This is a genomic window from Mesoterricola silvestris, assembly GCF_030295405.1.
In the GTDB taxonomy this organism is placed as follows: Bacteria; Acidobacteriota; Holophagae; order Holophagales; family Holophagaceae; genus Mesoterricola; species Mesoterricola silvestris.
This window is the reverse complement of record NZ_AP027080.1, coordinates 2,318,375-2,341,221: the sequence shown is the minus strand read 5'-3', so window position 1 is coordinate 2,341,221 and position 22,847 is coordinate 2,318,375. Positions and strand designations below refer to the sequence as shown.

Annotated in this window: 21 protein-coding genes and 1 riboswitch; of the genes, 11 read left to right on the top strand and 10 right to left on the bottom strand. The window is 72.3% G+C overall.

The features are described from left to right. Positions 1–5: 5 nt before the first annotated feature. From R2J76_RS10135 to R2J76_RS10115, 5 genes are all read left to right on the top strand, one after another. On the top strand, positions 6–782 hold the full coding sequence (locus R2J76_RS10135) for a DUF116 domain-containing protein (protein WP_316415732.1): 777 nt from the start codon (positions 6–8) through the stop codon (positions 780–782). Continuing rightward, complete coding sequence (locus R2J76_RS10130) at positions 782–1,672, top strand: prenyltransferase (RefSeq protein WP_316415731.1); 891 nt, start codon at positions 782–784, stop codon at positions 1,670–1,672. The genes R2J76_RS10135 and R2J76_RS10130 overlap by 1 nt, the downstream gene beginning before the upstream one ends. 101 nt (positions 1,673–1,773) lie before the next feature. After that, positions 1,774–4,002 (top strand): methyl-accepting chemotaxis protein, encoded by a 2,229-nt coding sequence (locus R2J76_RS10125; RefSeq protein WP_316415730.1) that lies wholly within the window; start codon positions 1,774–1,776, stop codon positions 4,000–4,002. Positions 4,003–4,124: 122 nt separating this feature from the next. After that, on the top strand, positions 4,125–6,473 hold the full coding sequence (locus R2J76_RS10120; protein WP_316415729.1) for a serine/threonine-protein kinase: 2,349 nt from the start codon (positions 4,125–4,127) through the stop codon (positions 6,471–6,473). Then, positions 6,470–8,269 (top strand): ATP-binding protein, encoded by a 1,800-nt coding sequence (locus R2J76_RS10115; RefSeq protein WP_316415728.1) that lies wholly within the window; start codon positions 6,470–6,472, stop codon positions 8,267–8,269. The genes R2J76_RS10120 and R2J76_RS10115 overlap by 4 nt, the downstream gene beginning before the upstream one ends. Here R2J76_RS10115 and R2J76_RS10110 read toward each other — a convergent pair. Beyond that, positions 8,266–8,490, bottom strand: a complete 225-nt coding sequence (locus R2J76_RS10110) for a hypothetical protein (protein WP_316415727.1) — start codon at positions 8,488–8,490, stop codon at positions 8,266–8,268. The genes R2J76_RS10115 and R2J76_RS10110 overlap by 4 nt on opposite strands. 81 nt (positions 8,491–8,571) lie before the next feature. Beyond that, a riboswitch (Fluoride riboswitch) is annotated at positions 8,572–8,635 on the top strand. 15 nt (positions 8,636–8,650) lie between these two features. Here R2J76_RS10110 and R2J76_RS10105 point away from each other — a divergent pair. From R2J76_RS10105 to pepT, 6 genes are all read left to right on the top strand, one after another. Next, positions 8,651–9,868: a chloride channel protein gene (locus R2J76_RS10105; protein ID WP_316415726.1), complete on the top strand. Its 1,218-nt coding sequence runs from the start codon at positions 8,651–8,653 to the stop codon at positions 9,866–9,868. Between the two features lie 82 nt (positions 9,869–9,950). After that, complete coding sequence (locus tag R2J76_RS10100) at positions 9,951–11,675, top strand: sensor histidine kinase (protein ID WP_316415725.1); 1,725 nt, start codon at positions 9,951–9,953, stop codon at positions 11,673–11,675. A 179-nt stretch (positions 11,676–11,854) separates the two neighbouring features. Next, positions 11,855–12,091: a hypothetical protein gene (locus R2J76_RS10095; protein ID WP_316415724.1), complete on the top strand. Its 237-nt coding sequence runs from the start codon at positions 11,855–11,857 to the stop codon at positions 12,089–12,091. A gap of 198 nt (positions 12,092–12,289) precedes the next feature. Then, entirely contained in the window at positions 12,290–13,111 is an 822-nt protein-coding gene (locus R2J76_RS10090; RefSeq protein WP_316415723.1) for a hypothetical protein, read from the top strand. 91 nt (positions 13,112–13,202) lie between these two features. Beyond that, positions 13,203–13,532, top strand: a complete 330-nt coding sequence (locus tag R2J76_RS10085; RefSeq protein ID WP_316415722.1) for a hypothetical protein — start codon at positions 13,203–13,205, stop codon at positions 13,530–13,532. Positions 13,533–13,785: 253 nt separating this feature from the next. Beyond that, positions 13,786–15,051: a peptidase T gene (gene pepT, locus R2J76_RS10080; RefSeq protein ID WP_316415721.1), complete on the top strand. Its 1,266-nt coding sequence runs from the start codon at positions 13,786–13,788 to the stop codon at positions 15,049–15,051. On the opposite strand, the gene R2J76_RS10075 is transcribed toward pepT, so the two are convergent. From R2J76_RS10075 to R2J76_RS10035, 9 genes are read right to left on the bottom strand one after another with little or no spacing between them, the layout of a single operon-like run. Next, positions 15,048–16,031: a DUF6976 family protein gene (locus tag R2J76_RS10075; RefSeq protein WP_316415720.1), complete on the bottom strand. Its 984-nt coding sequence runs from the start codon at positions 16,029–16,031 to the stop codon at positions 15,048–15,050. The genes pepT and R2J76_RS10075 overlap by 4 nt on opposite strands. Positions 16,032–16,040: 9 nt before the next feature. Next, a complete protein-coding gene (locus R2J76_RS10070; protein WP_316415719.1) occupies positions 16,041–16,259 on the bottom strand; it encodes a hypothetical protein in 219 nt (72 codons plus the stop codon). Positions 16,260–16,285: 26 nt separating this feature from the next. Next, complete coding sequence (hypA, locus tag R2J76_RS10065) at positions 16,286–16,627, bottom strand: hydrogenase maturation nickel metallochaperone HypA (RefSeq protein WP_316415718.1); 342 nt, start codon at positions 16,625–16,627, stop codon at positions 16,286–16,288. Position 16,628: 1 nt separating this feature from the next. After that, a complete protein-coding gene (locus tag R2J76_RS10060) occupies positions 16,629–17,705 on the bottom strand; it encodes a hydrogenase large subunit (protein WP_316415717.1) in 1,077 nt (358 codons plus the stop codon). After that, on the bottom strand, positions 17,702–18,100 hold the full coding sequence (locus R2J76_RS10055) for an NADH-quinone oxidoreductase subunit C (protein ID WP_316415716.1): 399 nt from the start codon (positions 18,098–18,100) through the stop codon (positions 17,702–17,704). The genes R2J76_RS10060 and R2J76_RS10055 overlap by 4 nt, the downstream gene beginning before the upstream one ends. Further along, complete coding sequence (locus R2J76_RS10050) at positions 18,097–18,609, bottom strand: 4Fe-4S dicluster domain-containing protein (protein ID WP_316415715.1); 513 nt, start codon at positions 18,607–18,609, stop codon at positions 18,097–18,099. Before R2J76_RS10050 ends, R2J76_RS10055 begins: the two co-directional genes overlap by 4 nt. Beyond that, the gene (locus R2J76_RS10045) at positions 18,609–19,490 is read right to left on the bottom strand and encodes a respiratory chain complex I subunit 1 family protein (protein ID WP_316415714.1); all 882 of its coding nucleotides are present in this window, start codon (positions 19,488–19,490) and stop codon (positions 18,609–18,611) included. The genes R2J76_RS10050 and R2J76_RS10045 overlap by 1 nt, the downstream gene beginning before the upstream one ends. After that, positions 19,487–19,945 (bottom strand): NADH-quinone oxidoreductase subunit B family protein, encoded by a 459-nt coding sequence (locus R2J76_RS10040; RefSeq protein WP_316415713.1) that lies wholly within the window; start codon positions 19,943–19,945, stop codon positions 19,487–19,489. The genes R2J76_RS10045 and R2J76_RS10040 overlap by 4 nt, the downstream gene beginning before the upstream one ends. Further along, the gene (locus R2J76_RS10035; protein WP_316415712.1) at positions 19,933–22,833 is read right to left on the bottom strand and encodes a proton-conducting transporter transmembrane domain-containing protein; all 2,901 of its coding nucleotides are present in this window, start codon (positions 22,831–22,833) and stop codon (positions 19,933–19,935) included. Before R2J76_RS10035 ends, R2J76_RS10040 begins: the two co-directional genes overlap by 13 nt. Positions 22,834–22,847: the final 14 nt, after the last annotated feature.

The following is a 22,847-nucleotide window of genomic DNA, read 5'->3' as shown; positions in this document are numbered from 1 at the left end:
GGCGCATGACGCAGCACCCCCTGCCCCTGGAGCGCCCGCGGCTGTTCATCGCCGTGCGCCGGGGCGTGCCCCTGACCCTGGCCGCGGCGCTCATGGTCCTGGCGGTGATGGAGCCGGCGGGCCTGGGCTGGCCCCGGGGCTGGCTGGTCCTGGGCGCCATGGCCTGCCTGGGCGAAGTGTGGCCCACCTTCAAGACCGGCCGGACCTACGCCCGGGCCCGCACCGCCATCCAGCGCTGGGACGCGGGCTGGGTGTGGGCGCTGCGCCCCCTTTTCCGGCGCATCGGCATGGAGGAGGCCTGGATCCTCTCCTTCTGCGCCTGGAACAACCAGAAGGTGCGCGGCCTCTTCCGGGACGCCAAGGCCCGCCGGGCCCTGGTGCTGCTCCCCCACTGCATCCAGATGGCCCGCTGCAAGGCCGACGTGCTCACCGACCTGTCCAGCTGCTACGAGTGCGGCCTGTGCCCCGTGGGGGACTTCCTGCCCCTGCATCTGAACCGCACCTGGGACACCCGCATCTCCAACCGCAGCCACAAGGCCTACCGGGAGGCCCGGGCCTTCCGCCCCGACCTCATCGTGGCCGTGAGCTGCACGGACCGGCTCTTCAAGGGGCTGGTGAAGCTCCCCGAGGTGCCCTGCTACGTCATCCCCCTGCAGCTGCCCCACCGCATGTGCGTGGACACCACCTTCTCCGTCCCCCACCTCCTGGCCGCCATGGAAACCCTCGTGGAGCCCCGGGAGGCCGAGCGGGTCGTCCCCTTGCGCCGGGAGGGCATCGCCTAGTGGCCTACCGCCTCCGCAGCGCCTGCGAGCGGATCGCGGGCCCCGAACTGACGGCCTACCTCCTCCACCTGCGCCCCATGGAATGGCCCATCATGTCGGCCCACTTCCTCCTGGGGGCCCTGCTGGCCGCCGGCTGGCGCACCCCCCCCGGGGCCGCCCTCCTGGGCTGGGTGGTGTTCGTGGCCCTGCTCAACGGCGGCACCCTGGCCATCAACAGCGCCTTCGACCAGGACGAGGGGGATATCGGCTACCTGAAGGCCCCGCCCCGGCCGCCCAAGTACCTCCTGCACCTGTCCGCCGCGATGCTGGCCCTTTCCCTGGTGCTGGGCTTCCTGCTGCCGCCGGTCTTCGCCTGGAGCAACGCCGCCTGCGTGGCCATGTCCGTCCTCTACTCCGTCCCCCCCGTCCGCCTCAAGGCCCGGGCCGGATGGGACCTGCTCATCAATTGCGTCGGCTTCGGCGCCCTGGCCCCCCTGGCCGGGTGGGGCCTCACGGGCCTGCCCGTCACCCCCGGCATGCGCAGCGTGGCCATCGGCTTCGGCTTCCTCTTCGGGGCGCTGTACCCCGCCACCCAGCTGTACCAGATCGACGAGGACCGGGCCCGGGGCGACCGAACCCTGGCCATCGTCCTGGGGGAGGGACCGAGCCTGGGCTTCGCCGCCGGGCTGGCCGTGGCGGCGCACCTGTGGTTCGCCTGGGGGGCCCTGCAGACCGGCCGGAACCCCCTTCCCTTGCTCATCTCGGGGGTCGCATGGCTCGGGGTGTTGCTCCCCTGGTGGGCGCAGTGGCGGACGTACACCCAGGCCCGCCACGAGGCGGGCATGTACCGCTGTCTCACCGCCTGGGCCATCACCGATGTGAGCGTCCTGCTCCTGCTGTGGCCCCGCTGAAGCGGTTATTTTCGGATATGGGTATCCAGAATAATGTAACCTTGGGGTAACGATTACTCCGCAGGTCCCGTTTGCCCGCAGGTAACCCCGAAAGGACGCCCATGGCCGTGAAGCCCTCTGCCCGTGCAGCCCTGCGCCGTTTCACCATCCGCCGGAAGCTGGCGGTCCTGCTGGTGCCCATCCTGACGCTCCTGGCGGCCCTGGCCGTCTTCGGGGCGGGCACCCTGTGGAACCGCGCCCGCGCCGCGTCCGGGACCCGGGCCCTGGCCCTGCGGTGCGTGGCCACGGGCGACCTGGTGCATGCCCTGCAGGGGGAGCGGGGGCGCACTTCCGGCTTCCTTTCCGGGTCCACGAGCCCGGCCGAGCTGGCCGCGGCCCGGGGGGAAACGGACCGGGCGCTCCGGGCGCTGGGGGACGGGGCGGCGGACCTGTCCGCGCGGCTAGCCCCCCTGCGCACCCAGGTGGATGCCCATGCCCTGGCCGTCCCCGACGCCCTCGCCGCCCTGGGCCGGGAAATCGCATCCCTGCTTGATGGGCTGGATCTTCTCCACGCGGGACCCGAGGCCCAGGCCCTCCAAAGGCTCCAGTGGGCCAAGGAAGCCGCCGGACAGGAGCGGGCCACGGGCATGGCGGCGGTTTCCGCCGGTTCCCTGGGCCCCGCCGCCCAGGGAAGGCTGGCGGCCCTTGCCGCCCTGCAGGAGGACCGCCTGGACCACGCCGCTTCCCTGCTCCCGGACCGCAAGGACCTGGAGGAGGTCCTGGCGGGCAATCCCCTCCGGGCCCTGCGGACGGCCCTGCTGGAACGCCCCGCCGGGCCCTGGCCCTTCACGGCCGCGGACTGGTTCCGGACGGCCACCGAGCGCATGGACAAGCTGCGCGCCGCGGAGGTGGCCATGGCCGGCCGCCTCGAGCGCCAGGTGAAGGACGAGGCCGCCTCCGCCCAGGTGGCCCTGGGGGTGTTCCTGGCCGTGGTGGGGGCGGTCCTGGCCCTCACCGGGGTGCTGATCCGCACGGTGGCCGCGGGCCTCACCCTTCCCCTGGTGGAACTGGCCGACGCCATCCACCGCAAGGACCTGAACCAGCGCCTGGACGCGGACGGCCAGGACGAGATCGCCGGCCTGGCCCGGGCCTTCAACGGCTTCCAGGACCACCTGGGAGGCATCATCCGCTCCATCCAGGGCGCCTCGGCCCAGGTGGCGACCCTGGCGGGGCAGCTGGTGGCGGGGGCCGGGGAAACCCAGCGCGCCACCGATCAGGTGGCCTCCGGCAGCGAACAGCAGCGGGGGGCCATGGACCAGGCCTCCGCGGCGATCCACCAGCTTTCCGCCTCGGTGGAGCAGGTGGCGAGGACCGTGGAGGAGGCCCTGGTGAGGGCGGCCTCCGCCCAGTCGGAAGCGGCCCTGGGCACGGGCTACGGCCGGGAAACGGCCGACGCCATGGAGGGCATCCAGCAGGCCATGGAGCGCATCGTTTCGGCGGTGCGGGTCATCCAGGAAATCGCCAACCAGACCAACCTCCTGAGCCTGAACGCCGCCATCGAGGCGGCCAAGGCGGGCGAACTGGGCAAGGGCTTCGCGGTGGTGGCCGAGGAAGTGCGCAAGCTGGCCGAGCGCAGCGCCGGTTCCGCCCGGGAAATCGAGGCCCTCATCGCCCACACCCGGGAAATCGTGGGCACCGGGGCCGCGAAGGTCGCCGGCACCTCCGCCGCGCTGGAGCGCATCCTGGTGGAAGTGTCCACCCTGGCCCGGCAGATGGAGGAGATCGATCTGGCGTCCCGGGAGCAGGCCAAGGCGGGCAACGATATCGCCCACCAGACGGAGGGCGTCCGCGCCACCAGCGAGCAGAACGCCGCGGGCGCGGTGGAACTGGCCGCCACGGTCCAGGAGACCATCTCCCACCTTTCGGACCTGGCCAAGGTCTCGGACCGCCTGGCCCAGGAGGCTTCCGTGTTCAACCAGGAATCCCGGGACGGCACCCTGGACGTGCTGGGGGCCGTCTCGGCCCACCAGGCCTGGTCCGGGCGGCTCCGGAACGTTCTGGACGGGCGCAGCGACGAGAACCTGGACCCGGAGGTGGTGGGCTGCGACGACCGCTGCAGCCTGGGGAAATGGATCCACGGCCCCGGCAAGGCCTGCTGCTCCCACCTCCCCGACTTCCCGGTCCTGCGGGGCCGGCACGCGGAGTTCCACACCCTGGCGGCCCGGGTGCTCACCACCCATGCCCAGGGCCAGCGGGACCTGGCGAAAGCCCTTCTGGATAAGGATTTCACGGTGGCATCCCGGGAGGTGATCGCCCTCCTGACCCGGATGGATTTCAGCAAAAGGGCATAATTTTGCATAAGTCGATGTATTCCAGATTCAACGCGGGAAAATTCAAATCGCCTCCATCAATTCGCTGGCATTGAGTCTCCTTCGCAGCATACTGGGGTAATGATAAGCTCATCAGGCCTTCCATGCCCCCCCCTGCCCTGAACCTGCAGCCCATGTGGCTGGATGCCCAGTGCCCGCGCCTGGGCCGGTACGTCCTGGGCCCCCTGCTGGGCAAGGGCGGCATGGGCGAGGTCATGGAGGGGTGGGACCTGGTGCTCCACCGGGTGGTGGCCCTCAAGGTCCTGCGCAACATGGAGCCCACCGCGGTCATCCGGTTCATGCACGAGGCCCAGGTGCACGCCCGGGTGGCCCATCCCAACATCTGCCGGGTGTACGACGTGGAGGTCTCCGACGGCACGGTCATGATCTCCATGCAGCTGGTGCGGGGGCTGAACCTGGAGCAGGCGCGGGGGGAACTGGCCACGGAGGAGGCGGTGACCCTCCTGGCCCAGGTGGCCGAGGGCGTCCACGCCGCCCACCGCCTCAAGCTGATCCACCGGGACCTCAAGCCCTCCAACATCCTCCTGGAGCGGGGCGACGACGGCCGGTGGGTGCCCTACATCTGCGATTTCGGCCTGGCCCTGGCCCTGGACGAGCCGGCCTTCACCGCCGGCAACGGCATCATCGGGACCCCCGCCTACATGGCCCCGGAGCAGTTCCGGGGGGACCGCTCCCGCATCGGCCCGGCCACGGACGTGTACTGCCTGGGCGGAACCCTGCACTACCTCCTGTACGGCCGGCCCCCGGGGGGTTCCGTGGCCACCTCCGGCGGGCCGGTGCCCAAAAAGCGCGCCATCGAGCTGCCCCAGAACCGGGAGGTGCCCCGGGATCTGCGGAGCATCCTCGTCAAGTGCCTCCAGCCCGACGCCGGACTCCGGTACGGCACGGCCGCCGGACTGGCCGAGGACCTGTGGGCCTTCCGGAACGGAGAGAAGGTGGACGCGTCCCTCCCGGGGCCCCTGGGCCGGCTTTGGCGGCGGTGGCGATCCCGCGCGGCCGCCGTCCTGCCCTATGCCCTCGGCGCCGGCGGCCTTCTCTGCGGCAGCGCGGCCACGGCCCTCGGCCTGGGCCTGGCCCAGTCCCGGGCGGCCACCCTGGCCCACCGCTTCCAGGTGGAAACCCGCCAGATGGAGCTGGATCTGCGCCTGGAGCGGGCCCAGCCCCCCCATGACCTCCGGCCCGCCCTGGCCCGGGTGCGCTCCCGCATGGACGCCCTCCGGGCCGAAATGAAGGCCCTGGGACCGGCCGCTTCCGGCCCCGGCCACCTGGCCCTGGCCCAGGCCTGCCTGGTGCTGCGGGACTTCGGCCGGGCCCGCGCCGAGGCCGAGCAGGCCTGGGAGGCCGGCGACCGGGGCCCCGCCAGCGCCCGGGTCCTGGCCTGCGCACTGGGCACCGAGGCGGCCCTGGGTGAAGGCGGGGGCCCGCCCCCGGAGCCCGGGCGCCTGGAGGCCCTCTTTCACCGGGGCCGGGGCCTCGCCAGCGAGGGCGAAACCTACGGCCAGGCCCTCATGGCCCGGGTGCGCCGGGACGATCTCAAGGCGGCCGCGGAAGGCCTGGCCGAGGCCAAGGCGAACCCCTGGCGGGTGGAGGCTTCCGCCCTGGCCTGCGCCAGCCTCGGAACCCTGGGCCAGGCGGCCATGGAAGGCGGGGACTTCCCCGGGGCCCAGGCCCGGTTCGACGAGGCCCTGGACGTGGCCCGGCGGGCCCTGGCCCTGGCTCCCAGCGATGGGCTGGCCCACCACGCCACCCTGGTTTCGGCGCGCAACCTGGCCGCCCTGCAGCTGGACCAGGGCCGCCTCGGCCTGGGGACCCTGGCCCCGTGGGAGGCCCAGTGCCGGCAGGCCCTGGAACGGGACCCCGGCGACCCCCGGCTGCAGGACGACTGGCTGGGCCTGCGCATCCTCAAGGTCCTGCGGCTCCGGGACCTGGGCCAGGACGGGCGCCGGGACCTGGACGAGGCCATGATCTTCCAGGGCACGCGGCTGAAGGAGCCCCTCACCCGGGCCCTGGCCACCGACCGCATGGCGGTGCTCTGGCTGCAGGCCCAGGCCGCCTTCCAGCGGGGCGAGGAACCGGGGCCGGCCCTGGGGGAGGCCCTGAGGTCCCCCGATCCCGCGCCCCTCCTGTTCCTGGACCTGCGGCGGGAGGCCCTGATCCTCAAGGCCCGCGCCGAGGCCGCAAGGAACCTGGATCCCCGGCCCTCCCTGGACGAGGCCCTGGCCCGGGTGCCCCTCACGGACCACCCCGCCTGGACGGCCTCCCAGAGCGCCTGCGAAGCCTGGCTGGTGCGGGCCGCATGGGAGGCCGCCCACGGGCAGGATGCCGCCGCCAGCCTGCGCAGGGCGCGGACCCATCTCAACGCGGCCCTGCAGCTCAACCCCGGATCCGTGCGGGGCCGGGCCCTGGAGGCGCGGCTCCGGGGCCGGCCATGAGGGCCCGCGTCCTCCACCTGACGCCCCGGGAGGAGGCGGCGAAGGAGGCGGCAGCCCTCCTGGAGGGGGCGTACCTTCCCTGCGAATCCACCTGGGTGGCCAACGCCGCGGCCCTGGGGAGCGCCCTCCGGGGGGGGATCCCCTTCGATCTGATCCTCCTGGGGTTCGAGACGCGCGAGGACCTCGCCCCCCTCCGGGAGGCCCTGGGGCTGCACCCGGGGGTGCCGGTGCTCCTGCTGGGCGGCGCCGGGGAGGACCTGGCCCTGGAGGCCCTGCGCGCGGGCGCCACCGAGGTCCTGCCCGGGGACCGCCTGGGCCGGCTGCCCTTCCAGGTGCGCCGCGCCCTGGCGGAGGCCCGCCGCGCCGCGGCCCTCCAGGAGGCGGAGGGCGCCCGGGGGCGCCTGGGTTCGCTCCTGCGGGCCGTCCTGGACGCCACCTCCGAAGGGATCCTCGTGGAGGACCTGGCGGGCCGCATCACGGCCTACAACCGCAAGTTCATGAGCCTCTGCGGCATCCCCGAGCACCTCCTGGCCACCCTGGAAATGGACAAGGTGATCCAGTTCCTGGTGGACCACTTCCAGGACCCGGGCGCCTTCCTGGACGAGGTGCGGCACCTGGGCGCCCTGTCCGGCCGGGAGCCCCTGGGGCTCCTGAAATCCCTGGAGGACCGCCAGATCGAAGGCACGGGCCGCCCCTGCCGCCTGGGGGGCGAGACCGTGGGAAGGGTCTTCAGCTTCCGGGACGTCACGGACCGGGAGCGCAGCGCCGAACGCATGAAACAGGTGATCCAGGCCCAGCGCCCCTTCCTGGAGGCCGCCGCGGACGCGGGCCTGGTGCTCCTTCACGGGACCGGGGAGGAGGTGGCGCTTTCGGAAACCGCCCAGGGGCTGCTGGGCCTGGGGGCCCGGAACCTGCCCCGCAGCCTGGACGCCCTGTTGGCCCTGGTCCACCCGGAGGACGCCCCGGCCCTGCGCGCGGCCCTGGACGCGCCCCGGGCCTCCCTGGAAGCCCGCCTGCGCACCGCCGCCGGGGCCTGGATCCGCACCGCCTGGACCCTGGGCCGGGACGCCGGGGGCCGTCGCCTCGGCGCCTTCCGGGACATCACCGGGGACCTCCGCGGGCGCCGGGAGGCGGAAGCCCGGGCCCGGGAGGACTGGACGGCCGCCCTGGCCACCGCCTTTGCCCGGGCCCTGCGCACGCCCCTGGAGAACCTGCGCGCCCACCTGGACGCCATCCCCCCCGGGGATGCCCGCCTGCGGGAAGCCCAGGCCTGCGCAGGCCTCCTCTCCGGCCTTCTGGACCAGGCCGCCCGGGCCGCCCTCCGGGAACCCGCCCCCGATCTTCTGCTGGACCTGAACACCGTGGCCGAGCGGATCCGCCCCTGGGCCGAGGAACTGGCCGGCCCCCGCATCACCCTGCGCTGGGACCTCCAGCCGGGCCTGCCCACCCTGCCCCTCAGTCCCGGCCACCTGGAACCCGTGCTCATGAACCTCCTGCGCAACGCCCGGGAGGCCCTGCCCAGCCAGGGCGAGATCCTCGTGCGCACCGCCCTGGCCCCCGGCGACCCGCCCCACCTGGTGCTGGAAGTGGGCGACACCGGCCCCGGCATCCCCCCCCACGTGCGGGAGCGGATGTTCGACGCCACCTTCACCACCCGCCCCCCCGCCCGGGGCCTCGGCCTGACGGTGGCACGCCACCTGGTGGAAGCCGCCGGAGGCAGCATCCAGGTGGAAACCGGGCCCCTGCGGGGAACCACGGTGAAGGTGAACCTGCCGGTGGGAGGACCACCCGGCTAGTCCGGGACCCCCCCCAGCTCCCTGCGGATCCGGGCGTCCCAAAGGGCGCTGCGGCGGGCCTGGGAGATCCGCAGGCGCCGGCTCCAGGCCTCGTCCCGGGCGGAGCGCCGGATGTGGTCGGGCGCGTCGGTGCGCGGCCCCCGGGGGGCCTGGGCCGAGGCGATGGTCATGCAGGCGGCGAGGACCATGGCGATACGCGAGATCGGCGGGGGCATGGTCATGGGTTCCTCCCTGTTGCCCCTGAGAGGGGGGGAAGCGGGCGGTGGTTTAGGGGATTTCCGGCGGGATTCCATGGTATAAAATCCCCCTCAGGTGATGGTGTCCACCCTCTAACCGCCCTTTCCGGCTGATGGCGCCTACGTTGCAAGGCCCGGGGGGAACATGGTCGGACTGAGGTGGAGGGCGGAGCGGATCGCCTGGGATCTGGGGATGGGCACGGCGGTGGGCCTGCTGGCCGGCACGGCGAGCTTCGCCTTCCTGTGGCTCCTGGAGGGGACCCTGCGGCTGCGGGCGGGGCACCTGTGGCTGGTGGGGCTCCTGCCGGCCTTCGGCATCGCCAGCGCCTGGCTGTACCGCCGCTGGGGCGGGGAATCCGAACGGGGCAGCGGCCTCATCCTGGACGAGGTGCTGGAATTCCACGGCCGGGTGCCCTCCCGCATGGCGCCCCTGGTGCTGGCGGGCACCCTGCTCACGCACCTGGGCGGCGGCTCCGCGGGCCGGGAAGGCACGGCGGTGCAGATGGGCGCGAGCCTGGCCCGCACCATCGGCAAGCTCCCCTGGCCCTGGCTCCGGCTCACCCGCAGCCGCCAGCGCCTCCTGCTCATGGCCGGCGTGTCCGCGGGCTTCGGGTCCCTGTTCGGGACGCCGGTGGCCGGGGCCCTGTTCGGCATGGAGGTCATCGCCATCGGCAAGATCCACTACGAGGGCCTCCTGGTGTGCACCATGGCCAGCCTCGCCGGGGACGGCATCTGCCGCCTGCTGGGGGCGGCCCACCCGCACGTCCACCCCGCGGCGCTGGGCCTCACGCCGGCCCTGGGGGTGAAGCTGGCGCTCTTCGCGGTGCCGGTGGCCCTGGTGGCCGGCGGCTTTTCCGAGCTGACCCACCGCCTGGCGGCCCGCACCCGGGCCCTCCACCCCTACCTACGGGCGGGCCTGGGGGGCTGCGCCGTCATCGCCCTGGCCCTGGCCTTCCGCACCACCGACTTCCTGAACCTGGGCACGGTGTGGCTCCCCCGGGTCTTCCAGGGGACCGGGCCGGTGCCCCCCTGGGCCTTCGCCGCCAAGTTCCTCTTCACGGTGGTGACCCTGGGCTTCGGCTTCAAGGGGGGCGAGGTCACCCCCCTGTTCGTCATGGGGGCCCTGCTGGGCACCGCCCTGGCGCCGGCCCTGGGGCTGCCCGGGCCCTTCCTGGCGGCCGTGGGGTTCATCGCCGTGTTCGCCGCCGCGAGCAACACGCCCATCGCCTCCACCCTCATGGGGATCGAGCTGTTCGGAGGGGGATTCGCCGGGCCCCTGGTGATCACCTCCTTCCTGGCCTACATCCTGGTGGGCCATCGGGGCATCTATGGCGGGACGCGCATCCAGACCCGGAAAAACTGACGACGGTTGGGCCCGGGTTCCTGGGACATAATGGTTCATGTTTCCCGGGCCCGGGAGGGCCCGCGGCCCTTCGAGGTTTTGTTTGCCCGCATCGCGCACGCCCAGCCGCCCAGTGGCTCCCCTGATCCCCAGGCTGGCCCTGGCGGGCTTTTGGGCGGCCGCGGTCCTGGCCCACCTGGCCTCGGGGCCGGATCTGCGGGAGCGGGCCTGGCCCATGGCCTACGGGCTCCTGGAGGCCCTGGCCTGCTTGAGCCTCCTGCTGCGGGCCTGGAAGACCTCCGGGGCCGAGCGCACCGCCTGGGGCTTCCTGGGGGCCTCGGCCCTGGCGGACACGGCCAATCTCGCGCTCGCCGCCCTGGCGGCCCTGGGCCTGCCCCCTCCCCTGGAAGGCCTCACCTCGGCGCTGAACCTGGCCACGGGGGCCCTGGTGGTGGTGGGCGTCCTCAGCTTTCCCAGGCCCCGGGAGCGCCGGGGAAGGGGCAAGCGCCAGTTCCTGGACAGCCTCATCTTCGCCACCTCGCTCCTCCTGCTTCTGTGGGTCATGGGGGTGCAGACCTCCCTGCGTTCGGCGGGCACGGGCATGGGGTTCCGGGTGTTCCTGGCCTACCTGAACGCCGCGCTGCTGGGTGGGGGCGTGGTGTACATCACCTCGGGCCACCTGGGCCGGGCCCGGGGGGCCTTCGGCTGGCTCGCCGCCTCCGCCCTGGCCTGGCTGGCCTCCCTGACCCTCTGGACCCTGTGGGGCCTGCCGCCCCGGGTGAACCGGGAGGGGTGGATCGTCATCGCCGGGCTGATTCCCCTGTGCCAGGGCCTGGCGGCATGGACGCCCCATTCCGTGGACGGGGGGGATCCCCGGACGGAGGGGCCCTGGCGGTTCTTCCGGTCCCTGCCCTACCTGCCCATGGCCGCCGGCATCGCGGCCCTGTCCTGGATCCTGGCCTGGCGGCCGGAGGCCGTGACCCGGGAGACCTTCGGCATCTTCCTGATCCTGGTCGTGTTCCTGGTGCTGCGCATGCTCCAGGCCATCCGGGACCTGCAGGCCTCCAACACCCACCTGGAGCAGCGGGTGGCCCAGCGCACCCAGGCCCTGGAACGGGCCCAGGAGACCCTCCTGCGCACCGAGCGCATGAACACCCTGGCCACCCTCGGGGCCGGCCTGACCCACGACCTGAACAACCTCCTGGGGGCCCTGCGGGGCTCCGCCGAACTGCTGCACGCCCACCTGGAACAGGGGCAGGAACCCAGCCGCCGGGACGTGCAACGGATCATCGATATTTCCGAAAAGGCCAGCCAGACCACCCAGCGACTCATGAATTTCGGCCGGCGGGGCGAGACGCCCCGGGGCAGCACGGCCCGGGATATCGCCGAGGCCCTGGCCGCGAGCCGGGAGATCATGCGCATGCTCCTCCCCGACACCATCACCCTGTCCCTGGGCATCGATCCGGCCACCTGCCCCGCCCTGGTGGAGACCGCCACCCTGGAACAGGTGCTGGTGAACCTGGTGAGCAACGCCAAGGACGCCATGCCCCAGGGCGGCGCGGTGGCCATCCGCCTCTTCTCCGGGACCACGGCCGAGGGCGCCTCCGCCGCCATCCTGGAAGTGAGCGACACCGGCCACGGCATCTCCCCCGAGGTGCAGGAATCCATCTTCGACCCCTTCTTCACCACCAAGCCCGAAGGCAAGGGCACCGGCCTCGGGCTGGCCTCGGTGCGCGCCCTCATGCGGGCCCAGAACGGCACCGTGGACGTGGTGAGCTTCCCCGGCAAGGGGACCACCTTCCGCCTGGCGTTTCCCGCGCTGCCCTGAAGGGGCGTTCAAGCGCCTGCATTGCCGTTGGCGGGGCCTTGATCCGGGAAGGCATCCACCCCGGGAACCCGGTGCGCAGTCGGGACAGATTCAGTGCATCGACGGCTGACCCCCATCCGCTCCCCACGGCCGGATGGCGAGGCCATTCGCGGATCCTGAACCCATCCCTGGAGCGCATCATGAACCTCACCCAGACCCGCCTTCGCGCCTGGACCTTCGTCGCCCTTTCCTGGGCCGGCATGGGACTCCAGGCCACCACGCGCCAGGAATGCCTGGACCAGTGCCGTTCGGAATACCTCAGCGCCGTCCGGGATTGCCGCGACCTCTATCCCGGGGATGCCAATTCCGCGAACCAGTGCGTCATGGTGGCCATCCTCAATCACACCCGCTGCGTTGACCGCTGCCCCGAGGATTGAGAAGCCATGCCCAAAGGATCCGTTTTCCCGAGCCCCGCGTTGTGGGCCATTCCGGCGCTGCCGGTTGCCATGGTGTGCCAGGCGGCGCCGCGGGACCTCGTCGCGGCTCCCCATCCCCAGGTGCTTTGGGATGGGGACCGCCTGGTGCAGTCGGCCTTTCCCGGCTCACGGATGAAAGTCAGCCAGGGGGGGAACACTGTGACCATCGAGGCCCCTCCAGGCTCCATCGGCGTCTCCATGCGCAAGGGCGTGGCCTCGGCGTTGCGCCTGGATGGTCAACGGATCCTCCTGGCGCGGCGGCTTCCCGATGGCACCTGGACGGACCACTCCACCGTTCTGGACCGTCCATGGGCCGAGGGCGATCTGAAAGGCCTTCCGCTGACCCTGAACGAGACGGGTCCGGACCTGGGGTTTTTCGCGACCAACTTCATCCTGGGGTTCCAGCATCATGGCGATGTCTCACCCTGTTCCCTGTGGAAGCTTGACGAAGCAACCTCGCTCAAGCCCCAGGGCCTTGTGCCCCTGGAACTGGACGGCCCCGTCTTCCTGCCCCGGAAGGGCGTCCGCAAGGGCGCGGTCATGGACCTTGCCCCAAGGTTGGCCGGCCTCGCGCCATTCCTGGACCACCCCGTCCGGGTGGAGGGGGCGTCCATCATCGTTTCCCTCGGTGCGGGGGTGCTCTGGGTGGTCAAGGATGGCTCGAAACGCGCGGATCCGGTGATCAGGCTTTCACCCCCGGGGCCCGGCGGCCTGGAGGGGCGCGATATCCGCCCCCCGGCCATCCATGGTCTGCTGCCGCTCCCGGGAGGCCACGTGATCATCGCCCTTCGGCCCTCGGGCCCCGCCCAGGGGAAACCCCGTTCCATGGAGCCTGTAATATGGAAGGTCGTGAATCCCATGACGGGGACCGTGGCGAATCCCAGCGCAGACCTGATTCGGGACGCACCCAGGACCCTCGCCTCCGGGCACCGGCTCCGCTTCACCGTCGATTCCGGCGGGAGGCTCCGGTTCCGGCGCTAACCCACCGTTCCCCACCCGCCGGGGTGCGGCCAAAGGCTGCCCGATCCCCGGGTAAGCCTCCCATTAACCCTGCAACTCCAAAGGAGTGGCCATGAAATTCTTGAAACGACTCGCCCTCTCTTCCCTCGTATCCGTCGGCGCGGGCGCCGGCGCATTGCAGGCCTGCGAAGGCCACGGAGGCGAGGGCGCATCCGTGGACGGACCCACCCTTCTCCGGGGCCTGGACCCATCCAGGACGCTCGCCGAGGAAGTGTCCGGGCACCAGAAGAAGTTCTATCTCCGGTGCAAGGAGCCTGGATGCGGGTACGGCATGACCCTGACACCCTGGGCCAGGTACGAGGACGCCCTGAAGACGGCCGAGGTCCACCGGGACATGGCCCATGGCGGCCGGCCGATCAATGTCTTGATCACCTATCAGTGATGGGGGCTTGACGTCCACCCACGAATCCATCGCCCTTTGAAGGCCAAGACGATACGTGGAAACGGGAGCGTGTGGGAGGGGGCAACTCCTCCCATGCTCTCCCCTTGGATTTTTCCATCCCTTCAGGTTTTCGACCGGGCTCTCCACCGCCTCGCGCCCGGAGAGCCCGGGTAAACTATGGGAATCCACGTCTTCGCCCCGGGTTCCCCGGGGCCCGTCAACCGCCGGCCCGGTCCGGCGCGGGAGTCCCGCCATGACCCTCTGGAAACTCGACCCCTCCGAAAAGCAGGACCTCCTGGACCGATTCCTCCGCTACGTGGCGGTGGACACCCAGAGCGACGACAACGCCACCTGCTTTCCCTCCACCGAAAAGCAGAAGGACCTCGCGCGGATCCTGGTGGAGGAGCTGAGGGCCCTGGGCTGCGCGGACGCGGCCATGGACGAATGGGGCTACGTCACGGCCCGGGTCCCGGCCAACCTCCCCGCGGGCCACGCCCGGGTCCCGGTGGTGGGTTTCATCGCCCACCTGGACACCTACCACGCCACCCCCGGCGCCGGCGTGAAGCCCCGGATCATCCGGGACTACCCGGGGGGCGACATCGTCCTGGGGGCCGGCGAGGTCCTCCGGGCCGGCGCCAACCCCACCCTGGCCCAGTGCGTCGGCCACACCCTGGTGACCACGGACGGCACCACCCTCCTGGGCGCCGACGACAAGGCCGGCATCGCCGAGATCCTGACGCTCCTGGCCTGGCTCCGGCGGAACCAAGAGTTCCGCCACGGGGAGCTGCGCATCGGCTTCACCCCCGACGAGGAGGTGGGCCGGGGCACCGAGCACTTCGACGTGGCGGGCTTCGGGGCCCAGTACGCCTACACCCTGGACGGCTCCGTGCTGGGCGAGGTGGAGGACGAGACCTTCTGCGCGGATACGGCCATCCTCACCATCACCGGCCACGACGTGCACCCCGGGTACGCCAAGGGCGTCATGGTCAACGCCCTGCGGGTGGCCGGCAAGGTGATGGAGCTCCTGCCCCCCGACGCCCTTCCGGAGACCACCGAGGACCGCCAGCCCTACCTGCACCCCTTCGCCCTCACGGGCGACGTGACCCGGGCCGAGCTCAAGCTCCTGGTGCGGGCCTTCACCGAGGAGGAGCTCACGGCCCGGGAGGACGTCCTCCGCAGGGTGGCCCGGGACGCCGAAGGCTGCTTCCCCGGCGCCGCCGTGGATCTGGAGATCCGCGAATCGTACCGCAACATGATCTACAAGATCGCCGAGGATCCCAAGGTGCTGGACTACGCCCTGGAGGCCGTCACCCGCCAGGGCATCACCCCCATCCGCCGGGCCATCCGCGGCGGCACGGACGGGGCCCGGCTCTCCTACATGGGGCTGCCGACCCCCAACATCTTCGCGGGGGGCCAGAGCTTCCACTCCGTGCAGGAGTGGGTGTCGCTGGAATGGATGGCCGCGGCCGTGGAAGTGTGCGTGCAGCTCCTGGGCGTGTGGGTGGAGAAGGCAGACTAATTCTTGTTGACCACTTCAAGATACACGAGGGTCTGGTTCAGCAGCTGGTACCCGATCTCGCCGAAGGTCACCGGCCCGGTGAGGTCCCCGGTTCTCCGGCCCTCCAGCTTGCCGTACAGGTAGTTCAGGATGCAGTTGCAGGAGAAGCGCGGGGCCACGTGGAGGTCCGCGGCGAGGGCCTCCAGTTCGTGGACGTAGTCGCCCACGGGGGCGGCGTGGCGGTACTCCACGCCGGTGAAGACGGGGGCGTAGAAGCGCACCTTGCCGCCCTCCACGGCCTGGAAGGAGGTGTTGATGCGGGCGCCGTTGTAGTCGGCCACCAGGGGGCGGGCCAGGTCCAGGCGGTTGGCCTCCACGTACTCGGCGAACCGGGCGGGCTTTCCGTTCACGAAGCAATCCGTGACCGTGAAGCCGCCTTCGGGGAAGGTCAGCACATCCCCGTCCCCGGGGTGGAAGAGGTTCAGGATGCGCACCATGGCCAGCTGGCGGGGCGGAAGGGGCACGTGCATGGCCACGGCCATGGCGTCGGAGATCTTGCCGGTGAGGCCGTTGATCACCTTGGGGCTGACCTTGCCCAGATCGTCCAGGTGCACCCCGGCGATCCAGCCCACCAGGGGGGTCATGAACATGCCGGGGTACTCGTCGGCGCCCGAGGCGTAGGCCTGGTGCAGGGCGCTGAGGGCCGGGATGATGACGAAGGTGAACCCGTTGTCGGGGCCGTCCCCGGCGATGCCGGTCAGGCCCGCCAGGTCGTAGTCCACGAGGGTTGCGGCGGTGCCGGCCTCGGCCAGTTCGGCCACGTGCACCCGTTCCCGGGACATGAGGCCGCCCTCGTCCCCCACGAAGTAGGGGGTGGTGCCGCCGACCCAGTTGCCCCGGGGCAGGGCCCGGAGCACGGCCTCGTCGGCGGCCAGGGCCAGGAAGCGCCCCGTCCGGATCAGCGCCGCGGTTTCCTCGGGGGTGAGCAGGGACTTCTTCATGGGAGCCTCCTAGAGGTGGCGGAGTTCGTTGGCGAGGGAGCCTTCGTATTTGAGGAAGAAGCCGTGGACCTCTTCCGCCGCGGCGGTGACGTCCGCGTCGGTGTGGGGCCCCACCAGCCGCCGCTGCATGCGCTTGAGCAGCATCTGCAGGCCCAGCATCTCGGTCTGGAGCGGGTTCTTGCCGGTCACCAGGTGGCGCCAGCAGGGATTGGCTTTGTCAGGGATCACGGGGGACCTCCTTTAGGTTGAGATTTTCAATCGACGTCCAGGTACTTTACGCGCGTTTCCTTGCCTGCGATGACCTTCAGGGCGTCGGTGCCGCAGGCGGGGCAGCCGCCCCAGGTGCCGCGCACGGGCACCGTGTGGCCGCAGGCCCCGCATTGCGCCCGCCCCTCCGTCTCTTCGATCTCCAGCTCCGCCCCCTCCGCCACGGTGCCGCGGGCGCTCACATCGAAGGCGAAGCGCAGGGCCTCGGGTTCGACGCCGGACAGGGCGCCGATCTCCAGCACGATGCGGGACACCCGGGTGAAGCCCTGGCCCCGGGCCTCGCCGGCGATGATCCCCAGCATCCCGGCCATCAGGGAGAGCTCGTGCATGCTACCGGTCCGTGCAGGAGTAGCAGGGGTCGATGGACCCCTGGATGAGGGGGACGTCCGCCAGGGCCGCCCCCGTGAGCATGGGCACCACGGTGGGGATGTTGAGGAAGGTGGGGGTGCGCACCTTCACCCGCGCGGGGAGGTCCGTGCCGTCGGAGGCCACGTAGTAGAACACCTCGCCCCGGGGGGCCTCGATGCGCATGACGGCTTCCCCGGGGGCCACCGCGTACAGGTCCCCCTGGTGGATGGGTCCGGCGGGCATGCGCTCGATGGCCTGCTCCACCAGCGAGCAGCTGGCCAGGAGCTCCTGGGCCCGCACCACCACCCGGTCGAACACATCCCCGTTGGCCCCCACGGGCACGGGGAAGTCCAGCTGGCCGTACACCAGGTACGGGGCGTCCCGGCGCAGGTCCTGGTCCACCCCCGAGGCCCGGGCCACGGGACCCACGGCGCCGTAGGCCAGGGCGTCCTCCCGGGTGAGGCGGCCCACCCCGGCGCACCGGGCGGCCAAGGTGCGGTCCGTGGTGAAGATGGGGATCAGGGTCTCCAGGAGCCCGGCGCGGATCTCCCGGATGCCGGCCAGGACCTCCCCTTCGCACACCAGGTCCCGGTTCACGCCCCCGATGCGGTTCATGGAATAGTTCACCCGGTTGCCGGAGATGCGCTCCAGCAGGTCCATCACCCGCTCCCGCAGGTGGAAGCAGGTCATGAACAGGCTGTGGAACCCCGTGAGCTCCGCGGCCACCCCGGCCCACAGGATGTGGGAATGGATCCGTTCCAGTTCGGCCATGACCACCCGGATGTGCTGGGCCCGGGCCGGGACCTCCAGGGCGCCGATGCGCTCCAGGGCCAGGCAGAAGGTCATGGAGTGGACATTGGAGCAGATGCCGCACACCCGCTCCATGAGGGCGATGCTCTGGGTGATGTTCTTGTGCTCGGCCAGCCACTCGATGCCCCGGAAGTTGTAGCCCACGGTGAGCCGGGCCCCGGTGACGTTCTCGCCTTCGCACGCCACTTCGATCTTGTAGGGCTCCTCCAGGGCCAGGTGGTAGGGGCCGATGGGCACACGGTACGTCATGCGTTCCTCCCGGGGAGCAGCACGCCGGGGGCGTCCCCCTCCCGCAGCATCAGGGGCGGGGTGGTCTCCCGGCCGGAAAAGCTCACCGCGTAGTAGTCCCGGGCCTCCCGCTCCGCCCAGTCGGTGCAGGGCCAGAGGTCCCCCAGGCTGGGGAGGACGGCGTCCCCCGCCACGGTGGCGCGCAGGGACAGCAGGGTGCCCCCCAGGTCCCAGTGCCAGGACACCTGGAGCCCCCCGTCCACCGGGCGCACCAGGAGCGTGGCGAAGCGGGCGCCGCCCTCCTTCAGGGCCCGGGCCGCGGGCACCACCTCCTCCAGGGCCAGGCAGCGCCACCAGCCGTCAAGGCGGCGGACCCATTCCCCGCCGCAGCGTTCCCGCAGGATTTCGGTCATCATGGCTGGCCTCCGTGGGGCTGCTTCATGCCCTGGGCGATGCGCCGGCGGCGGCAGCGCACGCACAGGCGGAGTAGTTCGCGGGTCTCCCCGTTGGGCGCCCCGAAGGCCTTGCCGATCCATTCCTCGGTGACGTGGGGGTTGGGTTCGCCGCAGACGGGACAGGCCGGGAAGGCCACCGTGGCGGTGCGGGCCAGTTCCCCGGGGGTCGTGTAGCTGGGGGGCGCCTGGGGGTCCATGGACAGCGCGCTTCCGGGGCAGTGGTCCTCGCAGCGGCCGCAGAAGGTGCAGCGGCCCGGTTCGTAGGCCCAGGCGTAGGCGCCCTGGCTCTCGGCGCCGGTGATGGCGTTGCTCACGCACACGTAGGAGCAGATGCCGCAGGCCAGGCAGCGGCCGGGATCGATGCGAACGAGGCCGCGCAGGCCCGCCGGGGGCGGCACCTCCGCGGGGAAGCGAAGGGAGACGGGGCCCTGGGCGAGGTTGCCGGCCAGCCGGCGTAGGATGTGGAACATCAGAGGCTCCCGTGGCGGACGGCCATGGCCGCGAAGAAGGCCAGGACCGCGGCCAGGACGGCCCAGATCCAGAGGAAGCGGGCGGCCTGGTCGATCTTGAAGCGGGCGGTGGCGGCGGCCAGGGTGCCCAGCAGGGGCACCACCGCGAAGGACACCAGGACGAAGGCCCCGCCCCGGCCCGGGACCACCAGCACGGCCACCAGGCCGGCCAGCACCACCCATTCCAGGGCGTGGGCCAGTTCCCACAGGGCCAGGCGGGGTCCGTCCATTTCCGTGAGGGGCCCGGCGAGGATCTCCTGCTCGGCGTTGGCCACGGAGAAGGGGTTCATGCGCAGCTTCACGGGGAGGCAGGCCAGCAGGGCCAGGAGGGCGGGACCCCGCACCACCCAGGGGGCGCCCCCGGCCACGGCGGCCAGCTGGAGGCTGCCCGCGGCGGAGGCCAGGGCCAGGAGGGCCGCCAGGAAGGGCACGTTCCCGCTGATGCCCAGGACGGCTTCCCGGGTGGCGCCCACTTCGCCGTACACGGACCGGGAGGCGAAGCCCGCCAGCACCGAACACAGGGGCGCCATCTCCAGCAGCCCCACGAAGACGATGAGGTCCCCCGTGAAGCCCCCGGCCCCCACCGGCAGCAGGGCCAGGGCCCCCAGGGTGGAGGCCACCGCCAGGATGGGCAGCAGGGTCAGGAGGAAGGTCTCGGCCCGGGGCACGGGGGCCTTGGCCAGGAGCTTGACGAAATCGTAGAACCCCTGGGTGAGCGGGGGCCCCACGCGCCCCTGGAGGCGGGCCACCACCTTGCGTTCGCTGCCCAGCATGAGCCAGCCCATGGGCACGGCGTAGAGCAGCCCGGGAAAGACCAGGAGGGCCAGGAAAAGGCGGGTCATTGGGCCACCCCCTTGGCCACCAGGAGCTCGATGGCCTCCGCGATGCCCTGGACGACGGCGTTGGGCCGGGGGGGGCAGCCGGGGATGAAGAGATCCACGGGGATGATGCGGTCCACCGGTCCGTCGATGACGGGGCTGCCGGCGAAGACGTTGGCCGTGGCCGGGCAGCTGCCGATGGCCACCACCACCTTGGGATCCGGGAGCTGGGCGTGTATGGTCCTCAGGGCCTCCCGGGTGGTGCGGGTGACCGGGCCCGTGACGCAGAGGATATCCGCGTGGCGGGGGCTGCCTTCCAGGCGGATGCCCAGCTGCTCCACGTCATAGCGGGGCGTGAGGCAGGCCACCAGCTCGATGTCGCAGCCGTTGCAGGCGCCGGCGTTGAAGTGGAAGAGCCAGGCCGATTTGCGCCGGGCCCGGTCCACCAGGCGGAGCAGAATGGGTTCTAGAACGCCCATGGCATCCTCCCGCAGAGGCCCAGGACGAGCAGGAGGCCCGCCAGGACGAGGATCACGATTCGGGGCACCGGAGGGCAGGCCATGGAGGGTTCCGTGGCCTCCCCGCCCCACCAGAAGCGGGTGACGGCCCGGGCGTACACCGCCACGGAAAGCATGGTCACCCCCAGGAGAACGGCCAGCAGCCAGGGATGCCCCGCCGCCGCCCCGAAGAGCCGCCAGTGGGCCCCGAAGCCCAGGGTGGGCGGCACCCCCACCACCGACAGGGCGCCCACCAGGAAGCCCGCCGCGGCCAGGGGATGCCGGGCCGCCAGCCCCCGGGGCCCCGCCAGGGAGGCGCCCGCGGCCTCGGGCACGGAGGCCGCCACGAACAGCAGCGCCTTGGCCAGGGCGTGCACCGCCGCCCCCAGCACCACCCCGGGCAGCGCCCCCGCCCCCAGGGCGACGCCCAGGGTGAGCAGGCCCATGTCCACGACGGTGGAGTAGGCGAGGAAGCGCTTGAGGTTGTCCGTGCCCAGGGCCAGCACCGCCCCGGCCACGGCCGACAGGAGGCCGAAGGCCACCCAGGCCGGGCCGGCGAAGCGCCCGGGTTCGGCCAGCAGTTCCGTGAGCGCGGCCACGTCCACCACGGCGATGATGAGGCCCGTGACCAGGACGGGGGCCCGTTCCGCCACCCGGGTCAGCCACAGGGAGAGGGGCACCAGGCCGATCTTGATGCCCAGGCCCGGCAGCAGGAGGGCCATGGCCAGCCGGGGCAGCCCGTGCTCCGCGGCCAGGGCGCCGCCCAGGGTGCCCACGGCGGAAAGCAGCACCGCCGCCAGGTAGGCCCGGGAACCCTGGTCCCGGGTGAGGGCCAGGAGGGCGGCCACCGCCGCGGCCTCCAGCAGCACCCCCCGGACCAGTCCGTGGGCCAGCACCATGCCCGCCAGGGCCAGGAAACCCGCCAGCAGGAACGGCACCCGGCCCCGCCCCGCGGCGGCCAGCCCCAGCCAGGCCACGGCCACGGCCGCCGCCAGGAAGGGGGGCACCGGCAGTTCCCGCACCGGCCCGCTGGGCACGAAGCCCCCGGCCAGGCCCAGGGCCACGCAGAAGGCCGCCAGGAGGACCGGGGCCCGCCCCTCGGCGCCCCGGGACAGGGCGTCCAGCCCCGCGCCCACCCGGTTCAGGGCGCGCCAGAGCAGCAGGTAGAAGCGGTCCACGTCCACCCCGCGGTAGAAGGGCCCCAGGGCGTCCGCCAGGATGCGGGCGAAGTCCCCCGCCCCCAGGCGCCCATCGGTGGGCTCCCCGCCGGTGAAGACGCCGGAGGCTCCCGCGGCCACGACGCCCCGGGCGGGGCGGGCCAGGCTGAACACAAGCAGCCCGAAGGCCATGGCCACCAGGCCCAGCAGGAAGCCGGCGGAGGCGTACCAGCTCCCCTGCCCCGTGGCCAGCCCGAACCAGCCCACGCCCGTGAGGGGCGCGAAGCCCAGGGCCGGCAGCAGGGGATTGATGAGGAACCGCATGGCCAGCTGGGGCGCGGTGCCCAGCACCACGCACCCCGCGGCCAGGACGCCGATGCCTGCCAGCATGCCGCCCGAGGCTTCGTGGGCGTGGGCCGCGTCGGGGGTTTCGGGCCCCAGGAAGACGCCCGTGGTGGCCTTCAGGAACATGAACACGGTGAGGATGCTGCCCACCCAGGGCACCAGGGCCAGCAGGGGCTGCCCCGCCTCCAGGGCGGCGTTGTAGATGAGCCACTTGCTCACGAACCCGTTGAGCAGCGGCACGCCGGCGATGCTGCCGGCCACCACCAGCCACAGGGCCAGGGTCCGGGGCATGCGCTTGCCCAGGCCGCCCAGGCGCTCCATGTCCCGGGTGCCCGTGGCGTGCTGCACGGCCCCCGCGCACAGGAACAGGCCGCCCTTGAAGAGGCCGTGGTTCAGGCAGTGCAGGAGTCCGGCGGCCACGGCCAGGGGCGTGCCCAGGCCCAGCCCCAGCATCATGTAGCCGATCTGGCTCACCGTGGAGTAGGCCAGCAGGCGCTTCAGGTCCCGCTGGGACAGCGCCAGGAGGGCGCCAACCACGATGGTGGCGGCCCCCAGCCAGGCCAGTACCGCGCCCCAGGCCACCGGCCAGGGCCCGAAGGCGTGGAGCCGGGCGATGAGGTACACGCCCGCCTTCACGTAGCAGGCGGCGTGGAGCAGCGCGCTCACCGGCGTGGGCGCGGCCATGGCGTCGGGGATCCAGGTGTGCAGGGGGAACTGCACGGACTTGGCCAGGCAGGCCCCCAGCACCAGCAGGAAGAGCCCCGTGGTGAAGGCCCCCTGCACCCGGGGGTCCGTCCAGAGGGTGGACCCGGTGCGGGCGAAGAGCAGGATCACCGCCGCCAGCAGGCCGTAGCCGGCCAGGTGGGTCATGGTGAGCACCTTGCGCGCCCCGTACGCGGCCTCCTCCTTGCGGTACCAGAAGCCCACCAGGAGGAAGGAGCAGAGGCCCACCACCTCCCAGCTCACGTACAGCAGGAAGAGGTCGGCGGTGTACACCAGGTGCACCAGCCCCGCGATGAAGAGCAGCACCAGGCTGTAGAACCGGGTGTTGGCCCGCTCCTCCTCCATGTAGGACACGGCGTACAGCAGCACCGCGGCGCCGATCCCCGTGCCCATGAGGGCGAAGAGGAGCGAGAGGCCGTCCACGTGGTAGGCCAGGCGGATGGGCCCGTCCCAGGCGCCGAAGGAGGCCTCCAGCACCCGCCCCCGGCCCAGGGCCAGCCCCACCCCGGCCAGGGCCGCCAGCACGGCCGTGAAGGCCAGCCGTCCCTTCCCCCGGGGGGAGAGGACGCCGGCCAACAGGCCCTGCAGGAGGATGCCGCCCAGGAGCGCGGCCAGGGGGAAGAGGATCAGGAGCGAATCGTTCAAGGCGCGTTCTCCGG

Coding starts and splice junctions, on each gene's coding strand:
- R2J76_RS10120 (WP_316415729.1), top strand. CDS start 4,125: ATGCCCCCCCCTGCCCTGAACCTGCAGCCCATGTGGCTGGATGCCCAG.
- R2J76_RS10095 (WP_316415724.1), top strand. CDS start 11,855: ATGAACCTCACCCAGACCCGCCTTCGCGCCTGGACCTTCGTCGCCCTT.
- R2J76_RS10085 (WP_316415722.1), top strand. CDS start 13,203: ATGAAATTCTTGAAACGACTCGCCCTCTCTTCCCTCGTATCCGTCGGC.
- R2J76_RS10045 (WP_316415714.1), bottom strand. CDS start 19,490: ATGACCCGCCTTTTCCTGGCCCTCCTGGTCTTTCCCGGGCTGCTCTAC.
- R2J76_RS10115 (WP_316415728.1), top strand. CDS start 6,470: ATGAGGGCCCGCGTCCTCCACCTGACGCCCCGGGAGGAGGCGGCGAAG.
- R2J76_RS10105 (WP_316415726.1), top strand. CDS start 8,651: ATGGTCGGACTGAGGTGGAGGGCGGAGCGGATCGCCTGGGATCTGGGG.
- R2J76_RS10125 (WP_316415730.1), top strand. CDS start 1,774: ATGGCCGTGAAGCCCTCTGCCCGTGCAGCCCTGCGCCGTTTCACCATC.
- pepT (WP_316415721.1), top strand. CDS start 13,786: ATGACCCTCTGGAAACTCGACCCCTCCGAAAAGCAGGACCTCCTGGAC.
- R2J76_RS10050 (WP_316415715.1), bottom strand. CDS start 18,609: ATGTTCCACATCCTACGCCGGCTGGCCGGCAACCTCGCCCAGGGCCCC.
- R2J76_RS10055 (WP_316415716.1), bottom strand. CDS start 18,100: ATGATGACCGAAATCCTGCGGGAACGCTGCGGCGGGGAATGGGTCCGC.
- R2J76_RS10135 (WP_316415732.1), top strand. CDS start 6: ATGACGCAGCACCCCCTGCCCCTGGAGCGCCCGCGGCTGTTCATCGCC.
- hypA (WP_316415718.1), bottom strand. CDS start 16,627: ATGCACGAGCTCTCCCTGATGGCCGGGATGCTGGGGATCATCGCCGGC.
- R2J76_RS10075 (WP_316415720.1), bottom strand. CDS start 16,031: ATGAAGAAGTCCCTGCTCACCCCCGAGGAAACCGCGGCGCTGATCCGG.
- R2J76_RS10060 (WP_316415717.1), bottom strand. CDS start 17,705: ATGACGTACCGTGTGCCCATCGGCCCCTACCACCTGGCCCTGGAGGAG.
- R2J76_RS10040 (WP_316415713.1), bottom strand. CDS start 19,945: ATGGGCGTTCTAGAACCCATTCTGCTCCGCCTGGTGGACCGGGCCCGG.
- R2J76_RS10110 (WP_316415727.1), bottom strand. CDS start 8,490: ATGACCATGCCCCCGCCGATCTCGCGTATCGCCATGGTCCTCGCCGCC.